Genomic DNA, 18321 nt, shown 5'->3' with positions numbered 1-18321 from the left:
CCGAGGAGCGGCGCGCCGCCGCTGTCGAAGAACAGCCTCGGACGCGGCCTCCTGCAGCGACGGTCCTGGCGGCGGCGCTGATGAAGCGGCGCCGGCCGGTGCACGGGGCCGCGGAGCCGGCCGCCGTCACCCCACACGTTGCCCCGGGCGCCGGCCGGACGGTCACACGGCCGGCACCAGTCCCCCTGCTCCCCCGCATTCCTCCGCGTCAGCGCACCAGGGCCTCGATACCCGGGACGAGTTCGGCGGGCGGTGGCATACGGGCGATGGCCTGGCCCAGTTGCGCGGCCGCGGGCAGCACACGGCCCCCGTTGACCAGCTCGGCGATGTGGAAACGCAGCCGCAGCATGCTGGGGGTGCCCGCCAGTTCGTCGCCGGTCAGGCAGCGGCCGATGCCCGCCTGCTCCAGGCGCTTGCCCGCCCGCTGCTCCGCCTCCCCCGCCGGCAGCACCAGCTGGGAGACTCCGAACCGGGCGGCCGCGTACACGATCCCTTCGTCCCCGCCGTGCACGACGACGACGCTGCCCTGCAGCACCACGCTCCAGGGGTGGTCGTCGCCTGTCAGTACGAGGAGTTGCAGGCCCAGGCTTTCGACACCCTCGGCGACACGGCGGAAGAGCTGTGCGCGGCGCCGGTCCTCGGGCCGGTTCCCGGTCGGCACCCCGGTGATACAGACGCGCGGAATCAGCGACAGCTCGGTGAGCCAGGGCTCCGGCTGTCCGGGCAGTTCGTAGGCGTCGCAGCGCACGGGCCAGGCGCCGGGCTCCGGCCGTTCCCGCAGCAGCGGCGGGCAGGGGTCGATCCAGACGGCCGGCAGCGGCGACAACGGCGGGTGCGCATAGGGAAGATAGCCGACGGTCGGCACCCCGGACTCGGCCGCCATGGCAGCGGAGTCGGGGCACAGCGGATCATGGATCACCAGGTCGGGCCGCCAGGCCCGGCTGAACTGCCTCGGAGCGGCCAGCACCGGGACGAGGCCGGCCCGGACCACACGGTGGCGGGCCCGGGCCGGACAGGAGAAACGGACCTCGTGCCCGGCCGCCTGCAGTTCCCTCGCGAGCAGCACCAGGCGCAGTGCCGCCGACATGCCGAGGCCCGCCGAGAAGAGCACACGCACAGCTGCCTCCCTGGACAGTCACCTGGCGAAGCGGTCCAGCACCCGCCCCGTCCCGGCGTCGGCGTCCAGTGCCGGATCGCTTCCGAGCACCGCCCGCTGCAGATACTGCAGCCGCTGTGACGGCTCGATGCCCAGCTCCTCCACGAGACGGGTCCGCAGATTCTGGAAGACATCGAGCGACGCGGAGGGGCGCCCTGCCCGGTAGAAGGCCACCATGGACTGGGCGTGCAGGCCCTCGTGCAGCGGGTGCCGGGCGGTGAGCGTGGTGAGCTCGGTGAGCAGTTCGGCGTGACGGCCGAGCCGGAGCTCGACGTCGATGCGCCGCTCCAGCAGACCAAGACGGCTCTCCTCCAGCCGCATCGCCTCGATCGCGAGCAGCGGCCCGGTGCGTACGTCGACCAGGGCCGGGCCCCGCCACAGGCCGAGGGCCTCCCTGAACAGGTCCGCGGCCTGCTGGTGCTCACCGCGGTCGAAGGCGCGCTGGCCGAGGGCGGACAGCCGGTCGTGCTCGTGCGCGTCGATGCTGCCCGGCTCGGTGTGCAGGAGATAGCCCCCGTGCCGGGTCAGCAGCAGTTCCTTGGAGCCGCCGGGCTCTCCGTCCAGCGCCTTCTCCATGCAGCGCCGGAGCTGGAGGATGTAGGTCTGCAGCGTGGTGAGCGCGCTGCGCGGCGGGGCGTCACCCCAGATCTCCTCCATCAGTGCGGAAACCGGCAGCACCTGGTTCGCGTAGATGGCAAGCAGTGCCAGGATCTGCCGCGGCTTCGCCGCTGTGGGCAGGATCGGAACGCCCTTCAGCTCGGCGTCCAACGACCCCAGAACGAAGACTCGCATGCGGCCCCCCTTTGTCTCTTCATCGGACCTCGAACCTCCCACGCGGCCGCCTCACGCGGACAGTGCGTCGCTCCCGCTCCTGCGGGTGTCTTTGTCCTGCTCAGGGCGTGACCGATTCATAAAACGCGCTGTCCCGGACACGACCGAGGCCCCGCGCGCCGTCACGCTCACGCGGGGCCTGTGGTCCGGCCGGAAGGGGAGGAGAGCCGGACCCGTGGTGGTTCAGTCGCCGGTGAGCGCGAGGTGGCCGTACAGCGCGAGGCAGTCCTCGTACGCCGGCAGGAGTCCTTTCGCCAGCGCCTCCGCCGCGGTGGGCGCGGCCAGGTCCCCGTCGGACATCACCGGGGCCTCGGTGAGCCCCCACGGCAGGGCCAGCGCGGGGTCGAGCGCGCTGACCGTGTAGCCGACGCCGGGCGTGTGGGGCCGGGAGCTGTGACAGGCCACCACCGTGTCGTCCTCGAGCGCGAGCCAGGCGTGGCCGAGGCCCTCGGAGACGAACACCCTGGAGGCGTTGCGGTGGTCCAGCCAGACCATCTCGTGCCGGCCGTACTGCGGGGACCCGACACGCAGGTCCACCACGACGTGCACGGTGGAGCCCCGCACGCAGTCGAACAGCCGGGCACGGCCGTCCTCGCCGGCCGTGCCGTGGATGCCGCGCAGGACCAGCCGTTGCGCGACGGACAGGCCGCTGTACCGGATCGCGAAGGGCCGTCCGATCACGTTCTCGACGTCGTCCTGACGGAACGTCTCGTAGCGGACCACGACCTCGTCCCCAACGGGCCGGGGCGAAAGCAGGAACGCGCCCGGCAGAGCGAGTTCGCTGACTTCCAGGCTGCTGGGTTCCATGCCCGCAAAGGTAGCCTCCGCTGCTCAAGACCTGCTGGAGGAGGCGATGAGGGGGCAGGGGGGCCGTGGCCGCGATACCTCGCGCGCGCCCGCGCGCTCCTGCGGAGGAGCCCGGCTCCTCCGCAGGCGCAAGCGGAAGCGGAACGTGGTCGTGGTCGTGGTCGTGGAGGTGAGTCGTGGAGGTGACCGGCGGTGTACCCGGGCACGGAGACTTCGCAGGGAGCCGCCCTCGGGGGTGGGCGGCAGGCTTCCGGCAGACGCACTGCACGCACTGCACGCACTGCACGCACTGAGCAAGGTGCCCGGGGGGGTGCTCACTCGCCTCGCCGGGGTGCGGGCGAGGCGAACTGGCCGAGCGGTCCCCGCCGTTGGCGGACGGCGGCGTACGGACGGCGAGATCGCCCACGGGGCCGGACGGCGCTTCCCGCTGCTCACCGCGGACGCAGAGGCCGCCCACCGCGCGGTGGCCCACGGGGCCCGGCCCGGCGGCCGCACGAGGTCGTCCATGTTCAGCTGGTGCCCGTGCCCGGCGGGCGGCCCGCACCCCTTTTCTGCGTCCGGTGCTTCGGGTCAGGTCAACCAGCAGTCGGGGGCGGGGCCGCCTCGGCCGACCGGCGGGAAGAGTACGTCGAGTTCGCTCAGCACGGACTGCGGCAGTTCACATGCCAGAGCTTCGAGTGCGCCCTCGATGTGCTGCTCCGTCCGGGGCCCGATCACCACACCCGTCACACCGGGGCGGGACAGCGTCCAGGCCATGCCGACCACCGCCGGGTCCAGGCCGTGCTCGGCGCAGAGTTTCTCGTAGGCCTCGATGGTGTCGCGCTGGGCGTCCAGGGCCTCCAGCGCACGGCCTTGGGCGGACTTGACGGCGGAGTTGGTCTGCATCTTGCGGAGCACGCCGCCGAGCAGGCCGCCGTGCAGCGGTGACCAGACGAAGAGCCCCAGACCGTACGCCTGGGCCGCGGGAATCACCTCGAGCTCCGTATAGCGGGTGACCAGGTTGTAGACGCACTGCTCCGTGACCAGGCCCAGGCTGTTCCTGCGCTGCGCGGCCGCCTGCGCGGCCGCGATGTCCCAGCCGGCGAAGTTGGACGAACCGACGTAGCGCACCTTGCCCTGGGCGACCAGGAGGTCCATGGCCTGCCAGACCTCGTCCCAGCCCACGGACCGGTCGAGGTGGTGCATCTGGTACACGTCGATCCAGTCCGTGCCCAGCCGCCTCAGCGATGCCTCGCAGGAGGCGACGATGTTGCGGGCCGACAGGCCGCGGTCGTTGACGCCCTCGCTCATCGGGTCGCCGACCTTGGTGGTCAGGACGACCTCGTCGCGGCGGGCGGGGCTCTTGCCGAGCCATCGGCCGATGACCTCTTCGGTGTGGCCCTTGTGGACGCGCCAGCCGTAGATGTTGGCGGTGTCGACCAGATTGATGCCCCGCTCCAGGGCATGGTCCATGAGGCGGTGCGCCTCCGGCTCCTCCACCCGGCCCCCGAAGTTGACGGTGCCGAGGGCCAGCCTGCTGACCCGCAGACCGGTACGGCCCAGCTGTGTGTAGATCACGCGTCCTTCTCCTCCTTCAGGGATGAATGCTCAACGCGACGACAGGCTCAGGACACCTCGGCCTCCCGGCCGCTGGAGCAGAACTCCGTCGTCAGGCGCAGGCCCTCCTCGAGGGACACCTGCGGTGTCCAGCCGGTGGCGGCCCGGAAGGCGGAGGAGTCGACGGTCACGCTCCGGAAGTCGCTGACCTCGGCGTACTGCGGCGGCTCCACGGAGACCACCGGCACCGGTTCCTTGCCCGTCTGCTGGGCGACCAGCGCGGAGACCGTGGTGAACACGTCCCCGAGCGGGGCCCCCTGGCCCGTGCCGATCAGCCAGCGCTTTCCCGCGAGCGCCTCCATGCAGCCGGTGGCGGCCCAGAAGGCGCGGGCGACATCGTCGACGTGGAGCAGGTCCCGGCGGACCGTTCCGTCGTGCCACATGGTCAGGGGCTCGCCGGCCACCGCGCGGCGCGTCATCGTGGAGACGATGCCCTTGTCCCGGGCGGTGGACCCGGCGCTGTAGCCGTACAGGGTGGTCAGGCGCAGGCAGGCGCCACGCACCGTTCCCGCGGTGTCGGCCGCCAGCAGCAGTTGCTCCGCCTGGAGTTTCAGCCGTTCGTAATACCCCTTCGGCCGGTCGGGTTCGGTGCCGTCCAGGACTTCCTTGTCCGACGAGCCGGCCGCCGTGACCGATCCGGTGAACAGGACGGCCGGGGGTGCCTGGGAACCGGCTCGGTCGCCGAGGGCGTCCAGCAGGTCCTGCATCAGGCCCACGTGGACGCGTTCGGCGCCCGGGTCGCCGTCGGCTATGCGCCAGGTGGATGCCCCGGCGATGTACGCCAGTGCGTGGATGACCACGTCGGCGCCGGCGACGGCGACGGCCATCTGGCCGGGCTCGGTCAGATCCGCGCGGAGCACCTCGATCTCGGCGCGGGCGTCCTCGGGGACCGGGCACTTCCGGCGGGAGACGGCCCGTATCCGGACCGGGTGCCGTGCCAGTTCGCGGAACACGGCGGATCCGACGAAGCCTGCGGCGCCCAGCACCACGATCAGCGGGGGGTTCACGGTCACAGCGCTGCCTCCAGCATCCGGGCGGGGTTCAGTTCGGGGAGCAGGCCACCGGCCAGGGTGATTGCTTTCACGCCCGTACCTCCATGAGTTCGTGTGGTCCGTACACCGTGGTTGTGGGGTGCCGGTTCGGTCGGCCGGTGCTCGGTGCGCCGTTCGTCGTGGCTGGCCGGCTGAGGCGGCGGTTCCGCTGCTGTTTCGTCCAGCGCGGCGGCCGCGTGCACGGCGGCTGTGAAGGGCCGCTGCGGTGTCCGGGGCCTCGCGCCGGGTGCAGCCGGCGCCGGTTCGGCCGGCTGGTTCCGCAAGGGGCCGGTCTCCTCCCGGGCTGCGGGTGGTGTGGGAATCCGGCCGGGTTGGCCGCGCGTTGCTCGGTGCCTCACCCGCCGGTGGTCAGAGAAGACATGCGGCCAGGCTCCGGGCCTCGACGTTGACGTGGTATCCGAACCGGGTCAGGTGGTTGAGCTGGCCGAGGGTCATCCACCGGTAGTTGTCCGGGGCGTCGATGGTGTGGTCCTCGGGGAGTTCGACGACCAGGTGGCGCGTGTCCGCCTGGGAGAAGCGGCCGCCGTCCTCCGACTGGATGGCGTCCAGCCGGGTCCAGGACGCGGGGGCGTCGAGGTACTGCGTCAGCGGCGGGAAGTCCTGCGGGCCGCGGTGGTAGCCCGGGGAGAACTGCACGGTGGGGCCGAGCTCGAGACGGTCCGTCAGGCCGGGCTGGACCGTGGCCTGGAGCAGGAACTGCAGTACCCCGGCCCGCCGCTGGCAGATCAGGGCCACGGCGTTTCCGGGACGGGGCTCGAGCATGGGCTGCCACCAGGTGCCGACCTCCCGGCTGGTGGCCCGGACCGACATGCCGATGATGTCGAAGATGCGTCCGTCGCGGTGGCGGATGCTGTCGTCGTCACAGATCCATTCGTCCATGTCCCGCAGGCTGGTCCGCCTGACGTCCAGGCTGAACTTCGCCTTCTGGTCGAAGAGCCACGTCAGCGCACCGGAGAGGTCGGCCGCCGAACACGGCGCTTGATGCGACGTCAGGAGTTCGGCGTGGAAGGTGTCCGGCTGCTGCGCATAGGACAGCCGGTCGCCCCCGGCAGCGCCGTAGGCTATGCCGGACAGCACGGTACGGGCATTCATGTTGACGCGGTTGCCCAGCATGAGCTGGTGGCGCACCTGGCCCAGGGTGAGCCAGGTGAAGTCCTCCTCGACCGGTACGTCCTCGTCCTCCGGCACCTCGACGATCATGTTCCGGTTTCTCTTGTACAGATACCAGTAGCCGTGCTCGGACAGGAGCTGGTCGAACAGGACACGTCGGCGGGTGCCCTCCAGGAAGTACTCCAGATACGGGGTGGCTCTGCCGCCGTGGACGCGCTGGTAGTTGCTCTGCGTGGCCTGGACGGTCGCCGCGTACTGGACGAAGGCGGTGTTCCCCGGCTCCATCTTCGCCTGCATGAGGAAATGGAGGACTCCGTCGAACCGCTTGACGATGATCCCCAGGATGCCGACCTCCGGCTGGACGATGATCGGCTGGGACCATTGCGGCACCGGTCCGAAGTCCGTCCGTACCGAGAGCCCTTCCACCGTGAAGAACTTGCCGTCCGCGCGGCTGAGCCGGTCCTCGTGGTGCCAGTTCGGGAGAGCGGCCAGCGGTACCCGTTCGACCTCGTAGGAGGCGGACGCCTCCCGTTCCTCGAGGAAGGCGCTCGGGTCGGGGGTCAGCGGGGACTTCGACACCATCGCCGACGCCAGGAAGTCGTCGGCGCCGTTCACCTCGGGCTGCATCCTGCTACGTCCTTTCAACTGCACGGGCCCTGACGGGCGGGCCGGCTTGGCGGGGGTCAGGCGAGCTGACGGGCGAAGGTGGCCATGTCGAAGTAGAGCGTCTTGTCGATCAGCACGTCGCCGTCGAAGTGGAAGAAGATCGCCACGGGGGCGTCGACGGTCTTGCCGCGGTTGGGGATGCCCCGCCAGTCGGCCTCCTGCCTGGCACGGAACTGCGCCTCCACGATCACGGCCGTCGGCGTGTGGTGGGCGTGGAAGAGGCTGTGGTCGGCGACCGGGAACGTCTTCTGCAGTGCGGCGAAGTAGCCCTCCTTGATGGCCTCTTCACCGGTCAGCGGGGACTCCTCGAACGGTATGACCCGGTACACGCCGCCCCGCGGGAAGGTCGCGATCACCGCGTCGATGTCCCCGGCGCCCTCGGCGACGGTGTGCTCGATGACGACCGCCTCGCGCCGCTTGCGCAACTCCTCGTCGGGCTGGGGCAGGTGAGCGCCGGGCAGAGTGAACTCGCGCTCCTCGGTGGCCATGGCGGCTCCTTGAGACAGTGGCTGGTTCGGTTCGGAAGGTGACGCTAGGCCGCTCCCCTCGCCTGTCCCTCGCGCTGCGCTGGAGCGCACGGGTGCGCGCCGTGCCCGGGCACCTGCTCCAGGGGGATTCGACCGCGGGTGGCGATGCTTCGACTTCATCGTTGTTCTCCCACCCCGCTTAGAGAGGCCGGTATGTCGAGGAATCACCACGCTCTCGTCCGGAGCTTCGTGGACATGATCAACAGCCATGACATCGGCACCATGCCGGAGCACACGGCGTCCGGACACATCGACCACAACCCCGGGGTGGCCGACGGCATCGAGGCCAACCAGGCTTTCTGGGTCCAGGTGTTCACCGCCTTCCCCGACCTGAAGGCCGTGCTGCACGACGTCATCGCCGAGGGGGACCGGGTGGCCGCCCGCCTGGAGTACACCGCGACCCACCAGGGCACGTTCCTCGGGATACCGGCGACCGGCCGGCCGGTGAACTTCCAGTCCATCGACATCTGGAGGGTGGAGGACGGGCTGCTCGCCGAGCACTGGGACCAGCTGAACATGGACGACCTCTTCCGGCAGCTGGGGGCCGACCCGGCGGCGCTCGCGCAGTCCTGAGCGAGCCGGGCCGCCGTCCGCCGCACCTTCGGGCGAAGGCGCACACCCGCGGCCGCACAGCCTGACCGCCCCCCACACGCACACACACGCACGGTGCCCCGCGCTCGCCGAGGAGCGCGGGGCACCGTGCGTGTGGGGGGGGCGGTCAGGCGATGAACTCGGGGAACCGCGCGACCGTGTCGGCCGGCCCGGGCAGGGCGGCGATGTCGCGGGCCACCCTGCGGGCCGCCTCCTGGTGTGCGGCGTCGGTCAGCAGGATGCGCATCTCGGCCTCCACCGCCTTGGCGGACACCTCCTCGCCGAGCAGCTGGCGGCCCGCTCCCGTCTCGCTCACCGCGGGCGCGTTGGCGAAGCCGTCGCTCTCCGCCGGCAGGATCAGCTGGGGCAGTCCCGCGGCCAGCGAGGCCAGCGTGGTGCCGTGGCCGCCGTGGTGGACGATGGCGGTGGCGTGCCGCAGTGCCTCGGGCTGCGGCACCCAGGACAGCGCGGTGACCCGGTCCGGCAGTTCACCCAGCTCGGCCGGGTCCACCAGATCGCTCGTCGCGACGAGGATCCGTACGTCCAGCGGCAGCAGGCCCTCGATCGCGGTGCGCAGCCGCTGCGCGGAGCCGACCACGGTGCCGAAGCTCAGATAGACCAGCGGGCCCTCCCCCTGGGTGACGCTCGCGGGCAGCTCGCCCGGCTTGCTGAAGGAGGCGGGCCGCTGCGGTATCACCTGGACACCCGAGGCCAGGAACTCCTGGTCCTGCACGGCCGGAGGGCAGATTTCGATGTACGGGTTGCCCAGGGTCGGGCCATGGCCGATCTTGCCGGCCACTCCCAGGTCGCTCGCCGTGGCGAACAGTTCCTTCCCGATCAGCGCGTTGGACGTGACCCGGCCGATGCCGTGGCAGACGGCGGGCACGCCCGCCGCCGCGGCCGCGAAGCCGGCGCCCGGATTGAACGACTCGTAGACGACCAGATCCGGCCCGACGGACTCCAGGACAGGGGTGAGATCCGCGAACACAGTGCGCGGCAGCACCGAGCCGAACGCCTTCACCGCCAGGTCCGCCAGCACCTCGGGCGGGATGTCACTGGCCTGTACGGCACCGCCGTTGGCCTCCAGGAAGGCCTGGCCGCCGGCCGCCTCGATGAACGCCTCGGGGACGGTGAGCCCGCTGGTGACCGGCCGCAGCTGCTCCTTCTCGAGGATCGGGTGGAACTGCTCGCTGGTGGCGAACCAGACCTCGTGGCCGGCCTCGAGTGCTGCCTGGGCGAGCGGAACGAGGGGGAATATGTGTCCGTAGTTTCCGAGGCTTGCGAAGAGAACCTTCATGTCGGGCGCGGCCTTTCTGCCGGTGACGTAATGACGGATGACGTGAGGGGGAAAGTCCCGCGGCCCCACGCGAGAGGGTCGGGTGGGGCCGCGGGCCGGCCTGCGAAGGGGTCAGCGGGTGGCCGTCGGGGCCGGTTCGGCGGCCTGTGGGGCCGGTTCGGCGTGCTCCGGTGCGGCGCTGTGCTGCTCTGCTGCGGCGGGCCGGGTGGCGAAGAGCATCACGATCGCGGCGAGTGCCACGGCCGCCGCGCCGACCCACAGGGCGGGCACGAAGCCGTCGATGAAGTCCTGGCCCGATGCGTAGCCGCCGTTGTGGGTGAAGACGCTGGCCAGGGCGGCCACGCCGAGCGCGGCGCCCAGTTCCCGGGTGGCCGAGGTCGCGCCGGAGGCGATGCCCTGCTCGGAGACCTCGACGGAGCTCATCGTCAGGTTGAGGAGCGGGGCGAAGAAGCAGGCGATGCCCACGCCGCCCAGGAGGTAGCCGGGCAGCTGCTGTACGTAGGAGACGTCCGGGCTCATCACCAGTGCCCAGTAGGCGAACCCGGCGGCGAGCAGCGCCAGGCCGAAGGCCACCACGGGCCGGCCGCCGATCCGGTCCGACAGGATGCCGGCGAAGGGCGCGACCAGGAGCGGCATCGCCGTCCACGCCAGCATCCGCACGCCGGCCTCCGTCGGCGAGAGGTGCTGGATGGTCTGCATGAACTGCGTGATGAGGAAGACCACGCCGAACATACCGACGGACATCAGCAGGCCGCCGGCGTTGACGGCGCTGAAGGCCCGGTTGCGGAACATGCCCATGGGCAGCATCGGCGCGCTGGTGCGCCGCTCCCACTGGACGAACGCGGCGACCAGCACGGCGCCGGCCACCAGGGAGCCCACGACCTGCGGGTCGCCCCAGCCGCCGTGGCCGTTGGCCCGGACCAGGCCGAAGACGAGGCCGAGGATGCCGAGGCTGACCAGGAAGGTGCCCGGCAGGTCCAGGCGGTTGTTGGGTCCGCGGCTCTCGGCCAGGCCGCGATAGGCGATGGGGGCGAGCAGCAGGCCCACCGGCACGTTGATCCAGAAGATCCACTGCCAGGACACGTGTTCCACCACGACGCCGCCCACCAGGGGGCCGCCCGCCACGGCGAGTCCGTTGAGCGCACCGTAGATGCCCAGGGCGGCGCCCCGCTTCGCGGCGGGCACGGCCTGGGTGAGCAGGGTGAGGGAGAGCGGCATGACGATGGCGGCACCGGCGCCCTGTACGGCGCGGGCGGCGATCAGTTCGCCGATGCCCGGTGCCATGGCGGCCGCGGCCGAGGCCGCGGTGAACAGCAGCAGGCCGGCGATGAACATCCGGCGGCGCCCGAAGCGGTCACCGAGGGCGGCACCGAACATCATCAGCACGGCGAACGTCAGTGTGTAGGCGTTCACCGTCCATTCCAGCTGTTCCAGGCTGCCCCCGAGCTTCTCCCTGATCGTGGGGAGCGCGGTGACGACCACCAGGTTGTCGAGGCCCGCCATGAAGGCGGTCAAGCCCGTGATCAGCGTGGCCATGCCCGGGGACTTCGCTGCCCCGGCCGCCCCGCCGCCGGCGGCGACTTTGTCAGTACTCATTCAGGGATTTCCTTCCGACTTCACCATGGGGGGCAACGGTTTGCGTCGCGCGGTCGGTGACGAAGCGCCGATCCGAAGCGGACGGCGCAAGACATCGCGCCGACGCTAGGCCGCCGGGCTCAAGCACCGGTCGAGCCGCCGTCCACGCCGTGCGGGCCCCGGCCGCCTCCACCGCTTCTCCGCCCGCGCCCGATCGGACCGCAGCACCATCTGGCGAGCCGGACGCGGGCAGGCCCCAAAGGCCTGCTGCGCCCCTGGTGCCCCCGCGTCCCGGCGTACCGCATCCACCCGCTGTGGGAGGCACCGCCATGACAACGGAACCGACCGGCCGGCCGCTTGGGGCCGCGCGCGGCGCCACCGGCTTGGTGGGCTCGGCCCTGCCGGACGGCGTGGCGCGCTCAAACCGAGGCGGCCGCCGCCGGCCCCACCGGCCGGGACGCGCCGGTCTGCGCCGTCCAGGAGGCGGCGGGGGTGCTCCGCACGCTGCGGTGCCAGGGCCGAGCCGTGCGGCGAGCGGGGTGATGCGCGGCGTGGCGGTGGCCGCCCTCAGCCACGTACCGCAGGACCGCTGACCCCCCGCCCCCGCGCCCGCAGGAGCGAGGCGACGACACACGAAGGAAGGCGCATGACCACCTACATACGGGACTACTCGCCCGATCGTCACAGCGAGCGCGAGGACCGGTCCGACGCCGTCGAGAGGGAGTTCGCCGCATGTCGCGGCGGGACGGGCATCCGGTTCGAGCGGCAGCGGAAGGAGCGTTGAGATGAAGGGCATCATCCTCGCCGGCGGCAGCGGTACCCGGCTGCGGCCGCTGACCGGCGCGCTGTCCAAGCAGATCCTGCCGGTCTACGACAAACCCATGATCTACTACCCGCTGTCCGTGCTGATGCTGGCCGGGGTCCGGGACATCCTGCTGATCTCGTCCAAGGACCACTCGGACAGCTTCCGCACCCTGTTGGGCGACGGCTCCCGGCTCGGCCTGCACATCGAGTACGCCGAGCAGGACGAGCCGCGCGGCATCGCCGAGGCCCTGGTCATCGGCGCCGACTTCATCGAGGACGACCAGGTCGCGCTGGTGCTGGGCGACAACATCTTCCACGGGCCGCGGTTCTCGGTGCTCCTGGACGACGCGGTGCGCCGGCTCGACGGCGCCGCGCTGTTCGGCTACCGGGTGCGCGATCCGCACCGGTACGGGATCGGGGAGATCGACGCCGACGGCCGGCTGCTGTCGCTGGAGGAGAAGCCCCGCACCCCGCGCTCCAACCTCGCGGTGACCGGGCTGTACCTCTACGACTCCGACGTGGTCGGGATCGCCAAGAACCTCTCCCCCTCGGCGCGGGGCGAGCTGGAGATCACCGACGTCAACCTGGCCTACCTGGCGCAGGGCCGGGCCCGGCTCACCGAGCTCGGCCGCGGCTTCGCCTGGCTGGACATGGGCACCCACGACTCGCTGCTGCAGGCGGCGCAGTACGTCCAGCTGGTCGAGCAGCGGCAGGGCGAGTGGATCGCCTGCGTCGAGGAGGTGGCCCTCAACCGCGGCCTCATCACCGCCGAACAGTGCCTGCGTCTGGGCGAGGAGATGGCGGGCACCGACTACGGCGCCTACGTCACCGAGGTCGCAGCCCGCCACCGCCCGGCACTGACCGCCCGCGTCGCCTGAGTGAGGAGACCCGTTCCATGCTTGTGATCCGAACTGCCGCCCCGGACGGTGCCACGGCTGTCACCGGGCCGATGAACCGGTACCCCGGCGCCGGGACCATGTCATGACCACCCGTGTTCTGGTGACCGGCGGCGCCGGGTTCATCGGCTCGCACTACGTCCGTACGGTGCTCGGCCCCGGCGGACCCGGCGATGTCTCGATCACCGTGCTGGACAAGCTGACGTACGCGGGCAACCTGGCCAACCTCGACGAGGTCCGGGCGCACCCGCGTTTCTCCTTCGTGCAGGGCGACATCTGCGACCCCGGTCTGGTCGGCAAACTGATGGCCGAGCACGACCAGGTGGTGCACTTCGCCGCCGAGTCGCATGTCGACCGCTCGATCGACGGCGGCGCCGAGTTCGTGTGCACGAACGTGGTCGGTACGCACACACTCGTCGACGCGGCGCACCGGGCCGGCATCAGGGTTTTCGTGCACATCTCCACCGACGAGGTGTACGGCTCGATCGACGAGGGCTCCTGGCCCGAGAGCCACCCGCTGCAGCCCAACTCGCCGTACTCGTCGTCGAAGGCCTCGAGCGACCTGATCGCGCTGTCGTACCACCGCACCCACGGCCTGGACGTCCGGGTCACCCGCTGTTCGAACAACTACGGCCACCACCACTTCCCCGAGAAGCTCATCCCGCTGTTCGTGACGAACCTCCTCGACGGCGGGACGGTCCCGCTGTACGGCGACGGCCGCAACGTCCGCGACTGGCTGCACATCGACGACCACGTGCAGGGCATCGAACTGGTCCGCACCAAGGGCCGGGCGGGGGAGATCTACAACATCGGAGGCGGCACCGAGCTGTCCAACGAGGAGCTCACCGCCATGCTGCTCGCGGCGTGCGGCGCGACCTGGGACAGCGTCGTCCGGGTCGAGGACCGCAAGGGCCACGACCGGCGTTATGCCGTCGACTGCACGAAAATCCGGGAGGAGTTGGGGTACACACCTCGCAGGAGCTTCGCGGAGGGGCTGGCGGAAACCGTCCAGTGGTACCGCGACCACCGCCGGTGGTGGGAACCGCTCAGGGCGGCGGCGGCTGCGGAGGTGGGGCCTCCGCCTCCGGTTGAGTGAGAACTTCACCTGCCGCCGATGAAGCGGACACTGTCCGTGACATCCCCCCCTCGCGAAGAATTCCGGCCATTGGAGCACCAGCCGACCACATCAGTGAGGACCTTCTCCGATGAGCCACGCCAGTGCCACCCGCGTCGCCCGCTCGGTGCACATCACCGAGGCAGCTCCCGCACGTCCCCTCCTCGTGGTCGAGCACCTTGACCACAAGGTCAGTTCCACCGTGCTGTTCTGCCTCTGCACGGGTCCCTCCCCCGCGCCGCCGAACGCCGCCGCGTTCACCCTCTGCGCAGGCCCGCCCCCCGCGAACCTCGTCCCCGCCACGGCCCCCCTGGCCGTCGAGGGTGATGCAGTCGCGGGGGCCTGGATATGACCTCTGAGTCGTTTGTCCCCGGGGGACCCGCGCCGGCCTCTTTGCAGGACGGCTCGGCCCTCGTGGGCTTCAGGCACCACCTGCGCCCGGCGACCGTCCCGGGCGAGGCGACCTATCTGGTCTCCCGCCAGGGCGTGACCACCCTGCACGGCCTGCTCGCCGATGTGCTGGTGCCGCTGCTCGACGGCACCCAGTCACTCGCCGAGATCCTGCACGCCGCCTCGCCCGCCCTCACCACCGAGGAGGCCGAGGACGGGCTGCGCCTGCTCAGCGAAGCCGGGCTGCTGCGCTTTCGCAATCCCGCCCTGGCGGCGGCGAGCACCGACCCCATCGCCGAGGCGTACTGGGACCTGGCCGGCCTGGACGGCGCCCGGGCCGCGGCGGGCCTGACCGGCTCCCGGCTGCGGATCCTGCCGCTCACCGGCGTCGACGCCACACCCGTGCTCGCGGCCAGTGTGGAGTCCGGTCTGCGGGTGACCGACTCGGACACGGACCTCACGCTGGTCCTGTGCGACGACTACCTCTCCCCCGAGCTGGAGCGGGTGGACGCCGAACACCGGGCGGCGGGCAGGCCGTGGCTGCTCACCCGGCTGTGCGGCTACGAACCCTGGATCGGCCCGTTCTTCCGGCCGGACGAGGGACCGTGCTGGTCGTGCCTGGCCTACCGGCTGGAGCAGCACCGCGGGTACGAGGGGCCGCTCCAGCAGGCCCTGGGCCTGGACCGGCCGCTCGTGCGGCCGATCGCTTCGCTTTCGGCCGGACGCGTCATGGCCACCCAGAGCGCGGTCCTGGAGGCCGCCAAGTGGCTGGCCGGGCTGCGCTACGCCGACCAGGGCTCCGTCCGCACGGTCGACACCCTCAACCTCCGCACCCGCGTGCACCCCGTGTCCCGGATCCCCCAGTGCTCCTCCTGCGGCGAACCCGGCCTGACCAGCCGGCGCGTCCTCGCACCGTTCGTCCCGAGGTCGCGGACCAAGGCCGGGCACGGCGGCGACCACCGGGCCCTGAGCCCCGACCAGCTGCTCAAGCGCCACGCGCACCTGGTGAGCCCGATCACCGGCATCGTGCCGATCCTCGAACCCTCCCCCGGAGCACCGGAGTTCGCCACCACCTACGTGTCGGGGCACAACCTGGCGATGCGGGACCGCGGTCCGGCCGGACTGCGCTCGCAGAGCGGCGGCAAGGGCCTGACCGACACCGACGCCCGCACCAGCGCCCTGTGCGAGGCGGTGGAGCGCTACTGCGGCACCCGGCACGGCGACGAACCGGTCGTGGTGGACACCCTGCACGCCCTCGGCGATCAGGCGCTGCACCCCAACTCCTGCCAGCTGTACGCGGATGCGCAGTTCCGCGAACGGGACCGCTGGAACCGCTCGGGCTCGCCCTTCCACCATGTGCCCGAACCCTTCGACGAGAGGCGGCCGGTGGAGTGGACCCCCGTGTGGTCCCTGACCGAGCAGCGCCAGCGGCTGCTGCCCACCTCGATGCTCTACTTCTCCACCACTGCCGGTTCGCCCGGGCCCTACGCCGACTCCAACGGCAACGCGGCGGGCAGCAGCCCTGAGGACGCCCTGCTGCAGGGGTTCCTCGAACTGGTGGAACGGGACGCCGTCGCCCTGTGGTGGTACAACCGCACCCGGCAGCCCGCCATCGACCTGGACTCCTTCCACGAGCCGTACATAGGACGGCTGCGCGAGGGATACCGGAAACTGGGCCGGGACCTGTGGGCGCTCGACCTCACATCGGACCTCGGCATTCCCGCGGTCGTGGCACTGTCCCGGCGTACCGGGGGCCCCACCGAGGACATCGTCTTCGGCTTCGGCGCCCACTTCGACCCGGCCGTCGCGCTGCGCCGTGCGCTCACCGAGACGGGGCAGCTGCTGCCGGCCGTGAGCCGGGACCGCCCCGGCGGCGGATACGGCATCACGGACGCTCTCCCGGTCCGCTGGTGGCGGCAGGCGACCCTCGCCAACCAGCCGTATCTGGCGCCGGACCCGGCCGCCCGGCCACGGACTCCCGGCCACTGGAACTACGTCGTGCGCAACGATCTCCTCGACGACGTCAAGGCCATCACCGGCCTCGTCGCCGCCAAGGGCCTGGAGCTCCTGGCCCTCGACCAGACCCGCCCGGACGTGGGCATGCCGGTGGTCAAGGTGATAGTGCCGGGACTGCGGCACTTCTGGGCCCGGTACGCGCCCGGCAGGCTGTTCGACATACCTGTCACACTCGGCCGCCTCTCCCACCCCACCCCCTACGAGCAGCTCAACCCCGTCCCGCTGTTCGTCTGACCCCCCTGCGCGGCACGCACCGCTTCGGGCAGGGCAGGCCGGCCGCTCTGCCCGAAGCACACCGGCGGTGAAACCCACCACCGGTGCGGCGACCGCCGGCACCACACACATCCGGCACGAGGATGCCGCTCCGCAGGGGCCGGGGCGCCCGGGCAGATCCAGCCAGGCGGCTTGCTCCGGCACCTTCCACAGCCGCCCCGTCGACCGCCTGACGACGGGCCGCACAAGCTGTCCCGCAGCACGGTCCGACCCCCTCCAGACCAGCATCGACGCCACCGTCAAGGCGATGCCGCAGCGATGTGCCCGGTTCCGTGGATGACCACCCAACACCAGCCAACCTGCATAGAATGAGGGCCACTTGTTCGAACTGGCATCGAGACCCGAGGGGAGCTGGGCGACGAGAGATGGACTTCACCAGTCCGAACAGATCCCCATCACGTGCCAGCCAATCGCAGGACTACGGGAGCGTGGCCACCAGAACAGCCCGGGGCATTCTGCTGGCCGCGCTCATCTGTTATCTGGGCATCACTTTCCTCAACATTCTGTCCGTGTCGCTCGACGCATACGATCTGACCCGCGCCCTGGTCTGTCTGACGCTGGTGTTCGGACTGCAACTCGTGCACTCGGCACCCGGCATCTCCACCGCACCGATGCGCACCAAGCTCCTCACTCTGGCCGCCCAAGGTGTCCTCTCCTTCCTGCCGCTGATCTGGTTCGGAGTGTTCTGGGGCGCCATGGCCGGCTTCTTCGCCGGCTCCCTGCTGCTTCTCCTGCCGGCCGCGGCAGGCTGGACCCTGTACGGGCTGACGGCGCTCAGCATGGTCATCCCCGCCGTGCTGGACGACCGGGGTGTCATCGACGCGGTGTACCTGGCCCAGACGACCGCGCTCACGGGGCTCGTCGTGTACGGCCTGAGCCGTCTGACCAGCCTGGTCGACCAGTTGCACCGGGCCCGCACCGACCTGGCGCGGCTGGCGGTCAGCAACGAGCAGTTACGTTTCTCCAGGGACCTGCACGACCTGCTCGGGTACAGCCTCTCCGCCGTGTCCCTGAAGAACGAGCTGATCCGCCGCCTCATCCCGACCAATCCGCACCGGGCCTGCGAAGAGGTCGACGAGGTGCTTGTCATCTCCCGCCAGGCGCTGGCCGATGTGCGCCGGGTCGCCAGCGGGTACCGGGAGATGTCCCTCAGTTCCGAACTCGCCTCCGCCGAATCGGTGCTGGCCGCCGCCGACGTCTCGGTCACCGTCGACACCCAGGACGCCATCGAGCACCTGGGGGTGCTGACGTCCACCGTGCTGGCCACGGTGCTGCGCGAGGGCGTCACCAACCTGCTGCGGCACTCCAAGGCCTCGTGCTGCTGGATCTCCGCCCGGATCGAGGGCGATGCCGTGTGTCTGTCGATCGTCAACGACGGCCTGATACTCGGCTCTCATCTGCGCTCGCCGAGCAACGGCAGCGGGCTGGGCAACCTGGAACGACGACTGGAGGACATCGGCGGCCGGCTGATCACACAACGTCTTCCCGACGCGTCCGACACGGGGCTCTTCCGGCTCTCGGCCGAGGCACCGGTCAAGGAGCACGGTCCGGCACCCCGCACACACGAGTGACCACGGACAAACAGCAGCCGCCGGGCGGACAGACAACGTAGCGTGAACA

At 71.1% G+C, this 18321-nt stretch carries 17 protein-coding genes; 7 read left to right on the top strand and 10 right to left on the bottom strand.

Translation table 11 applies throughout. From position 1 onward, the window contains the following. Positions 1-208: 208 nt before the first annotated feature. From O1Q96_RS22660 to O1Q96_RS22625, 8 genes are all read right to left on the bottom strand, one after another. Entirely contained in the window at positions 209-1117 is a 909-nt protein-coding gene (locus O1Q96_RS22660; protein WP_269249945.1) for a glycosyltransferase, read from the bottom strand. A gap of 18 nt (positions 1118-1135) precedes the next feature. Continuing rightward, entirely contained in the window at positions 1136-1948 is an 813-nt protein-coding gene (locus tag O1Q96_RS22655) for an AfsR/SARP family transcriptional regulator (RefSeq protein ID WP_269249944.1), read from the bottom strand. 222 nt (positions 1949-2170) lie between these two features. Next, positions 2171-2794: a dTDP-4-dehydrorhamnose 3,5-epimerase family protein gene (locus O1Q96_RS22650; protein ID WP_269249943.1), complete on the bottom strand. Its 624-nt coding sequence runs from the start codon at positions 2792-2794 to the stop codon at positions 2171-2173. 570 nt (positions 2795-3364) lie between these two features. Further along, positions 3365-4351: an aldo/keto reductase gene (locus O1Q96_RS22645; RefSeq protein WP_269249942.1), complete on the bottom strand. Its 987-nt coding sequence runs from the start codon at positions 4349-4351 to the stop codon at positions 3365-3367. 47 nt (positions 4352-4398) lie between these two features. Continuing rightward, positions 4399-5403, bottom strand: a complete 1005-nt coding sequence (locus O1Q96_RS22640) for an NAD-dependent epimerase/dehydratase family protein (RefSeq protein ID WP_269249941.1) — start codon at positions 5401-5403, stop codon at positions 4399-4401. After that, positions 5400-5705: a hypothetical protein gene (locus O1Q96_RS22635; protein ID WP_269249940.1), complete on the bottom strand. Its 306-nt coding sequence runs from the start codon at positions 5703-5705 to the stop codon at positions 5400-5402. Before O1Q96_RS22635 ends, O1Q96_RS22640 begins: the two co-directional genes overlap by 4 nt. A gap of 85 nt (positions 5706-5790) precedes the next feature. Next, positions 5791-7179, bottom strand: a complete 1389-nt coding sequence (locus O1Q96_RS22630) for an NDP-hexose 2,3-dehydratase family protein (RefSeq protein ID WP_269249939.1) — start codon at positions 7177-7179, stop codon at positions 5791-5793. A 56-nt stretch (positions 7180-7235) separates the two neighbouring features. Then, entirely contained in the window at positions 7236-7706 is a 471-nt protein-coding gene (locus O1Q96_RS22625; protein ID WP_269249938.1) for a nuclear transport factor 2 family protein, read from the bottom strand. A gap of 192 nt (positions 7707-7898) precedes the next feature. On the opposite strand from O1Q96_RS22625, the gene O1Q96_RS22620 reads away from it, so the two are divergent. Beyond that, positions 7899-8318, top strand: a complete 420-nt coding sequence (locus O1Q96_RS22620) for an ester cyclase (RefSeq protein WP_269249937.1) — start codon at positions 7899-7901, stop codon at positions 8316-8318. Between the two features lie 145 nt (positions 8319-8463). Here O1Q96_RS22620 and O1Q96_RS22615 read toward each other — a convergent pair whose 3' ends face one another. Both O1Q96_RS22615 and O1Q96_RS22610 read right to left on the bottom strand, forming a co-directional pair. Next, positions 8464-9633 (bottom strand): glycosyltransferase, encoded by a 1170-nt coding sequence (locus O1Q96_RS22615; protein ID WP_269249936.1) that lies wholly within the window; start codon positions 9631-9633, stop codon positions 8464-8466. Between the two features lie 111 nt (positions 9634-9744). Then, positions 9745-11229: a DHA2 family efflux MFS transporter permease subunit gene (locus O1Q96_RS22610; RefSeq protein ID WP_419586934.1), complete on the bottom strand. Its 1485-nt coding sequence runs from the start codon at positions 11227-11229 to the stop codon at positions 9745-9747. A 625-nt stretch (positions 11230-11854) separates the two neighbouring features. Between O1Q96_RS22610 and O1Q96_RS22605 the strand changes: the two genes are divergently transcribed. The 6 genes from O1Q96_RS22605 (at position 11855) to O1Q96_RS22580 (ending at position 18272) form a co-directional block, all read left to right on the top strand. Then, positions 11855-11992, top strand: a complete 138-nt coding sequence (locus O1Q96_RS22605) for a hypothetical protein (protein ID WP_269249935.1) — start codon at positions 11855-11857, stop codon at positions 11990-11992. A gap of 1 nt (position 11993) precedes the next feature. Continuing rightward, positions 11994-12890 carry a glucose-1-phosphate thymidylyltransferase RfbA gene (gene rfbA / locus O1Q96_RS22600; protein WP_269249934.1) on the top strand — a complete coding sequence of 299 codons (897 nt, stop codon included), beginning with the start codon at positions 11994-11996 and terminating at the stop codon, positions 12888-12890. A 103-nt stretch (positions 12891-12993) separates the two neighbouring features. Next, positions 12994-14004 (top strand): dTDP-glucose 4,6-dehydratase, encoded by a 1011-nt coding sequence (gene rfbB / locus O1Q96_RS22595; protein ID WP_269249933.1) that lies wholly within the window; start codon positions 12994-12996, stop codon positions 14002-14004. 109 nt (positions 14005-14113) lie between these two features. After that, positions 14114-14374 carry a hypothetical protein gene (locus tag O1Q96_RS22590; protein ID WP_269249932.1) on the top strand — a complete coding sequence of 87 codons (261 nt, stop codon included), beginning with the start codon at positions 14114-14116 and terminating at the stop codon, positions 14372-14374. After that, on the top strand, positions 14371-16662 hold the full coding sequence (locus O1Q96_RS22585; protein WP_419586933.1) for a TOMM precursor leader peptide-binding protein: 2292 nt from the start codon (positions 14371-14373) through the stop codon (positions 16660-16662). The genes O1Q96_RS22590 and O1Q96_RS22585 overlap by 4 nt, the downstream gene beginning before the upstream one ends. A 467-nt stretch (positions 16663-17129) precedes the next feature. After that, on the top strand, positions 17130-18272 hold the full coding sequence (locus tag O1Q96_RS22580) for a sensor histidine kinase (protein WP_269249930.1): 1143 nt from the start codon (positions 17130-17132) through the stop codon (positions 18270-18272). Positions 18273-18321: the final 49 nt, after the last annotated feature.

It is taken from the genome of Streptomyces aurantiacus (genome assembly GCF_027107535.1).
Lineage (GTDB): Bacteria > Actinomycetota > Actinomycetes > Streptomycetales > Streptomycetaceae > Streptomyces.
This window is presented reverse-complemented; position numbering and strand designations above follow the sequence as displayed.

What these genes read in the sequence shown, in the direction of transcription:
- O1Q96_RS22620 (WP_269249937.1), top strand. Translation starts at nt 7,899, where the DNA reads ATGTCGAGGAATCACCACGCTCTCGTCCGGAGCTTCGTGGACATGATC.
- O1Q96_RS22615 (WP_269249936.1), bottom strand. Translation starts at nt 9,633, where the DNA reads ATGAAGGTTCTCTTCGCAAGCCTCGGAAACTACGGACACATATTCCCC.
- O1Q96_RS22625 (WP_269249938.1), bottom strand. Translation starts at nt 7,706, where the DNA reads ATGGCCACCGAGGAGCGCGAGTTCACTCTGCCCGGCGCTCACCTGCCC.
- O1Q96_RS22650 (WP_269249943.1), bottom strand. Translation starts at nt 2,794, where the DNA reads ATGGAACCCAGCAGCCTGGAAGTCAGCGAACTCGCTCTGCCGGGCGCG.
- O1Q96_RS22630 (WP_269249939.1), bottom strand. Translation starts at nt 7,179, where the DNA reads ATGCAGCCCGAGGTGAACGGCGCCGACGACTTCCTGGCGTCGGCGATG.
- O1Q96_RS22590 (WP_269249932.1), top strand. Translation starts at nt 14,114, where the DNA reads ATGAGCCACGCCAGTGCCACCCGCGTCGCCCGCTCGGTGCACATCACC.
- rfbB (WP_269249933.1), top strand. Translation starts at nt 12,994, where the DNA reads ATGACCACCCGTGTTCTGGTGACCGGCGGCGCCGGGTTCATCGGCTCG.
- O1Q96_RS22605 (WP_269249935.1), top strand. Translation starts at nt 11,855, where the DNA reads ATGACCACCTACATACGGGACTACTCGCCCGATCGTCACAGCGAGCGC.
- rfbA (WP_269249934.1), top strand. Translation starts at nt 11,994, where the DNA reads ATGAAGGGCATCATCCTCGCCGGCGGCAGCGGTACCCGGCTGCGGCCG.
- O1Q96_RS22610 (WP_419586934.1), bottom strand. Translation starts at nt 11,229, where the DNA reads ATGAGTACTGACAAAGTCGCCGCCGGCGGCGGGGCGGCCGGGGCAGCG.
- O1Q96_RS22585 (WP_419586933.1), top strand. Translation starts at nt 14,371, where the DNA reads ATGACCTCTGAGTCGTTTGTCCCCGGGGGACCCGCGCCGGCCTCTTTG.
- O1Q96_RS22655 (WP_269249944.1), bottom strand. Translation starts at nt 1,948, where the DNA reads ATGCGAGTCTTCGTTCTGGGGTCGTTGGACGCCGAGCTGAAGGGCGTT.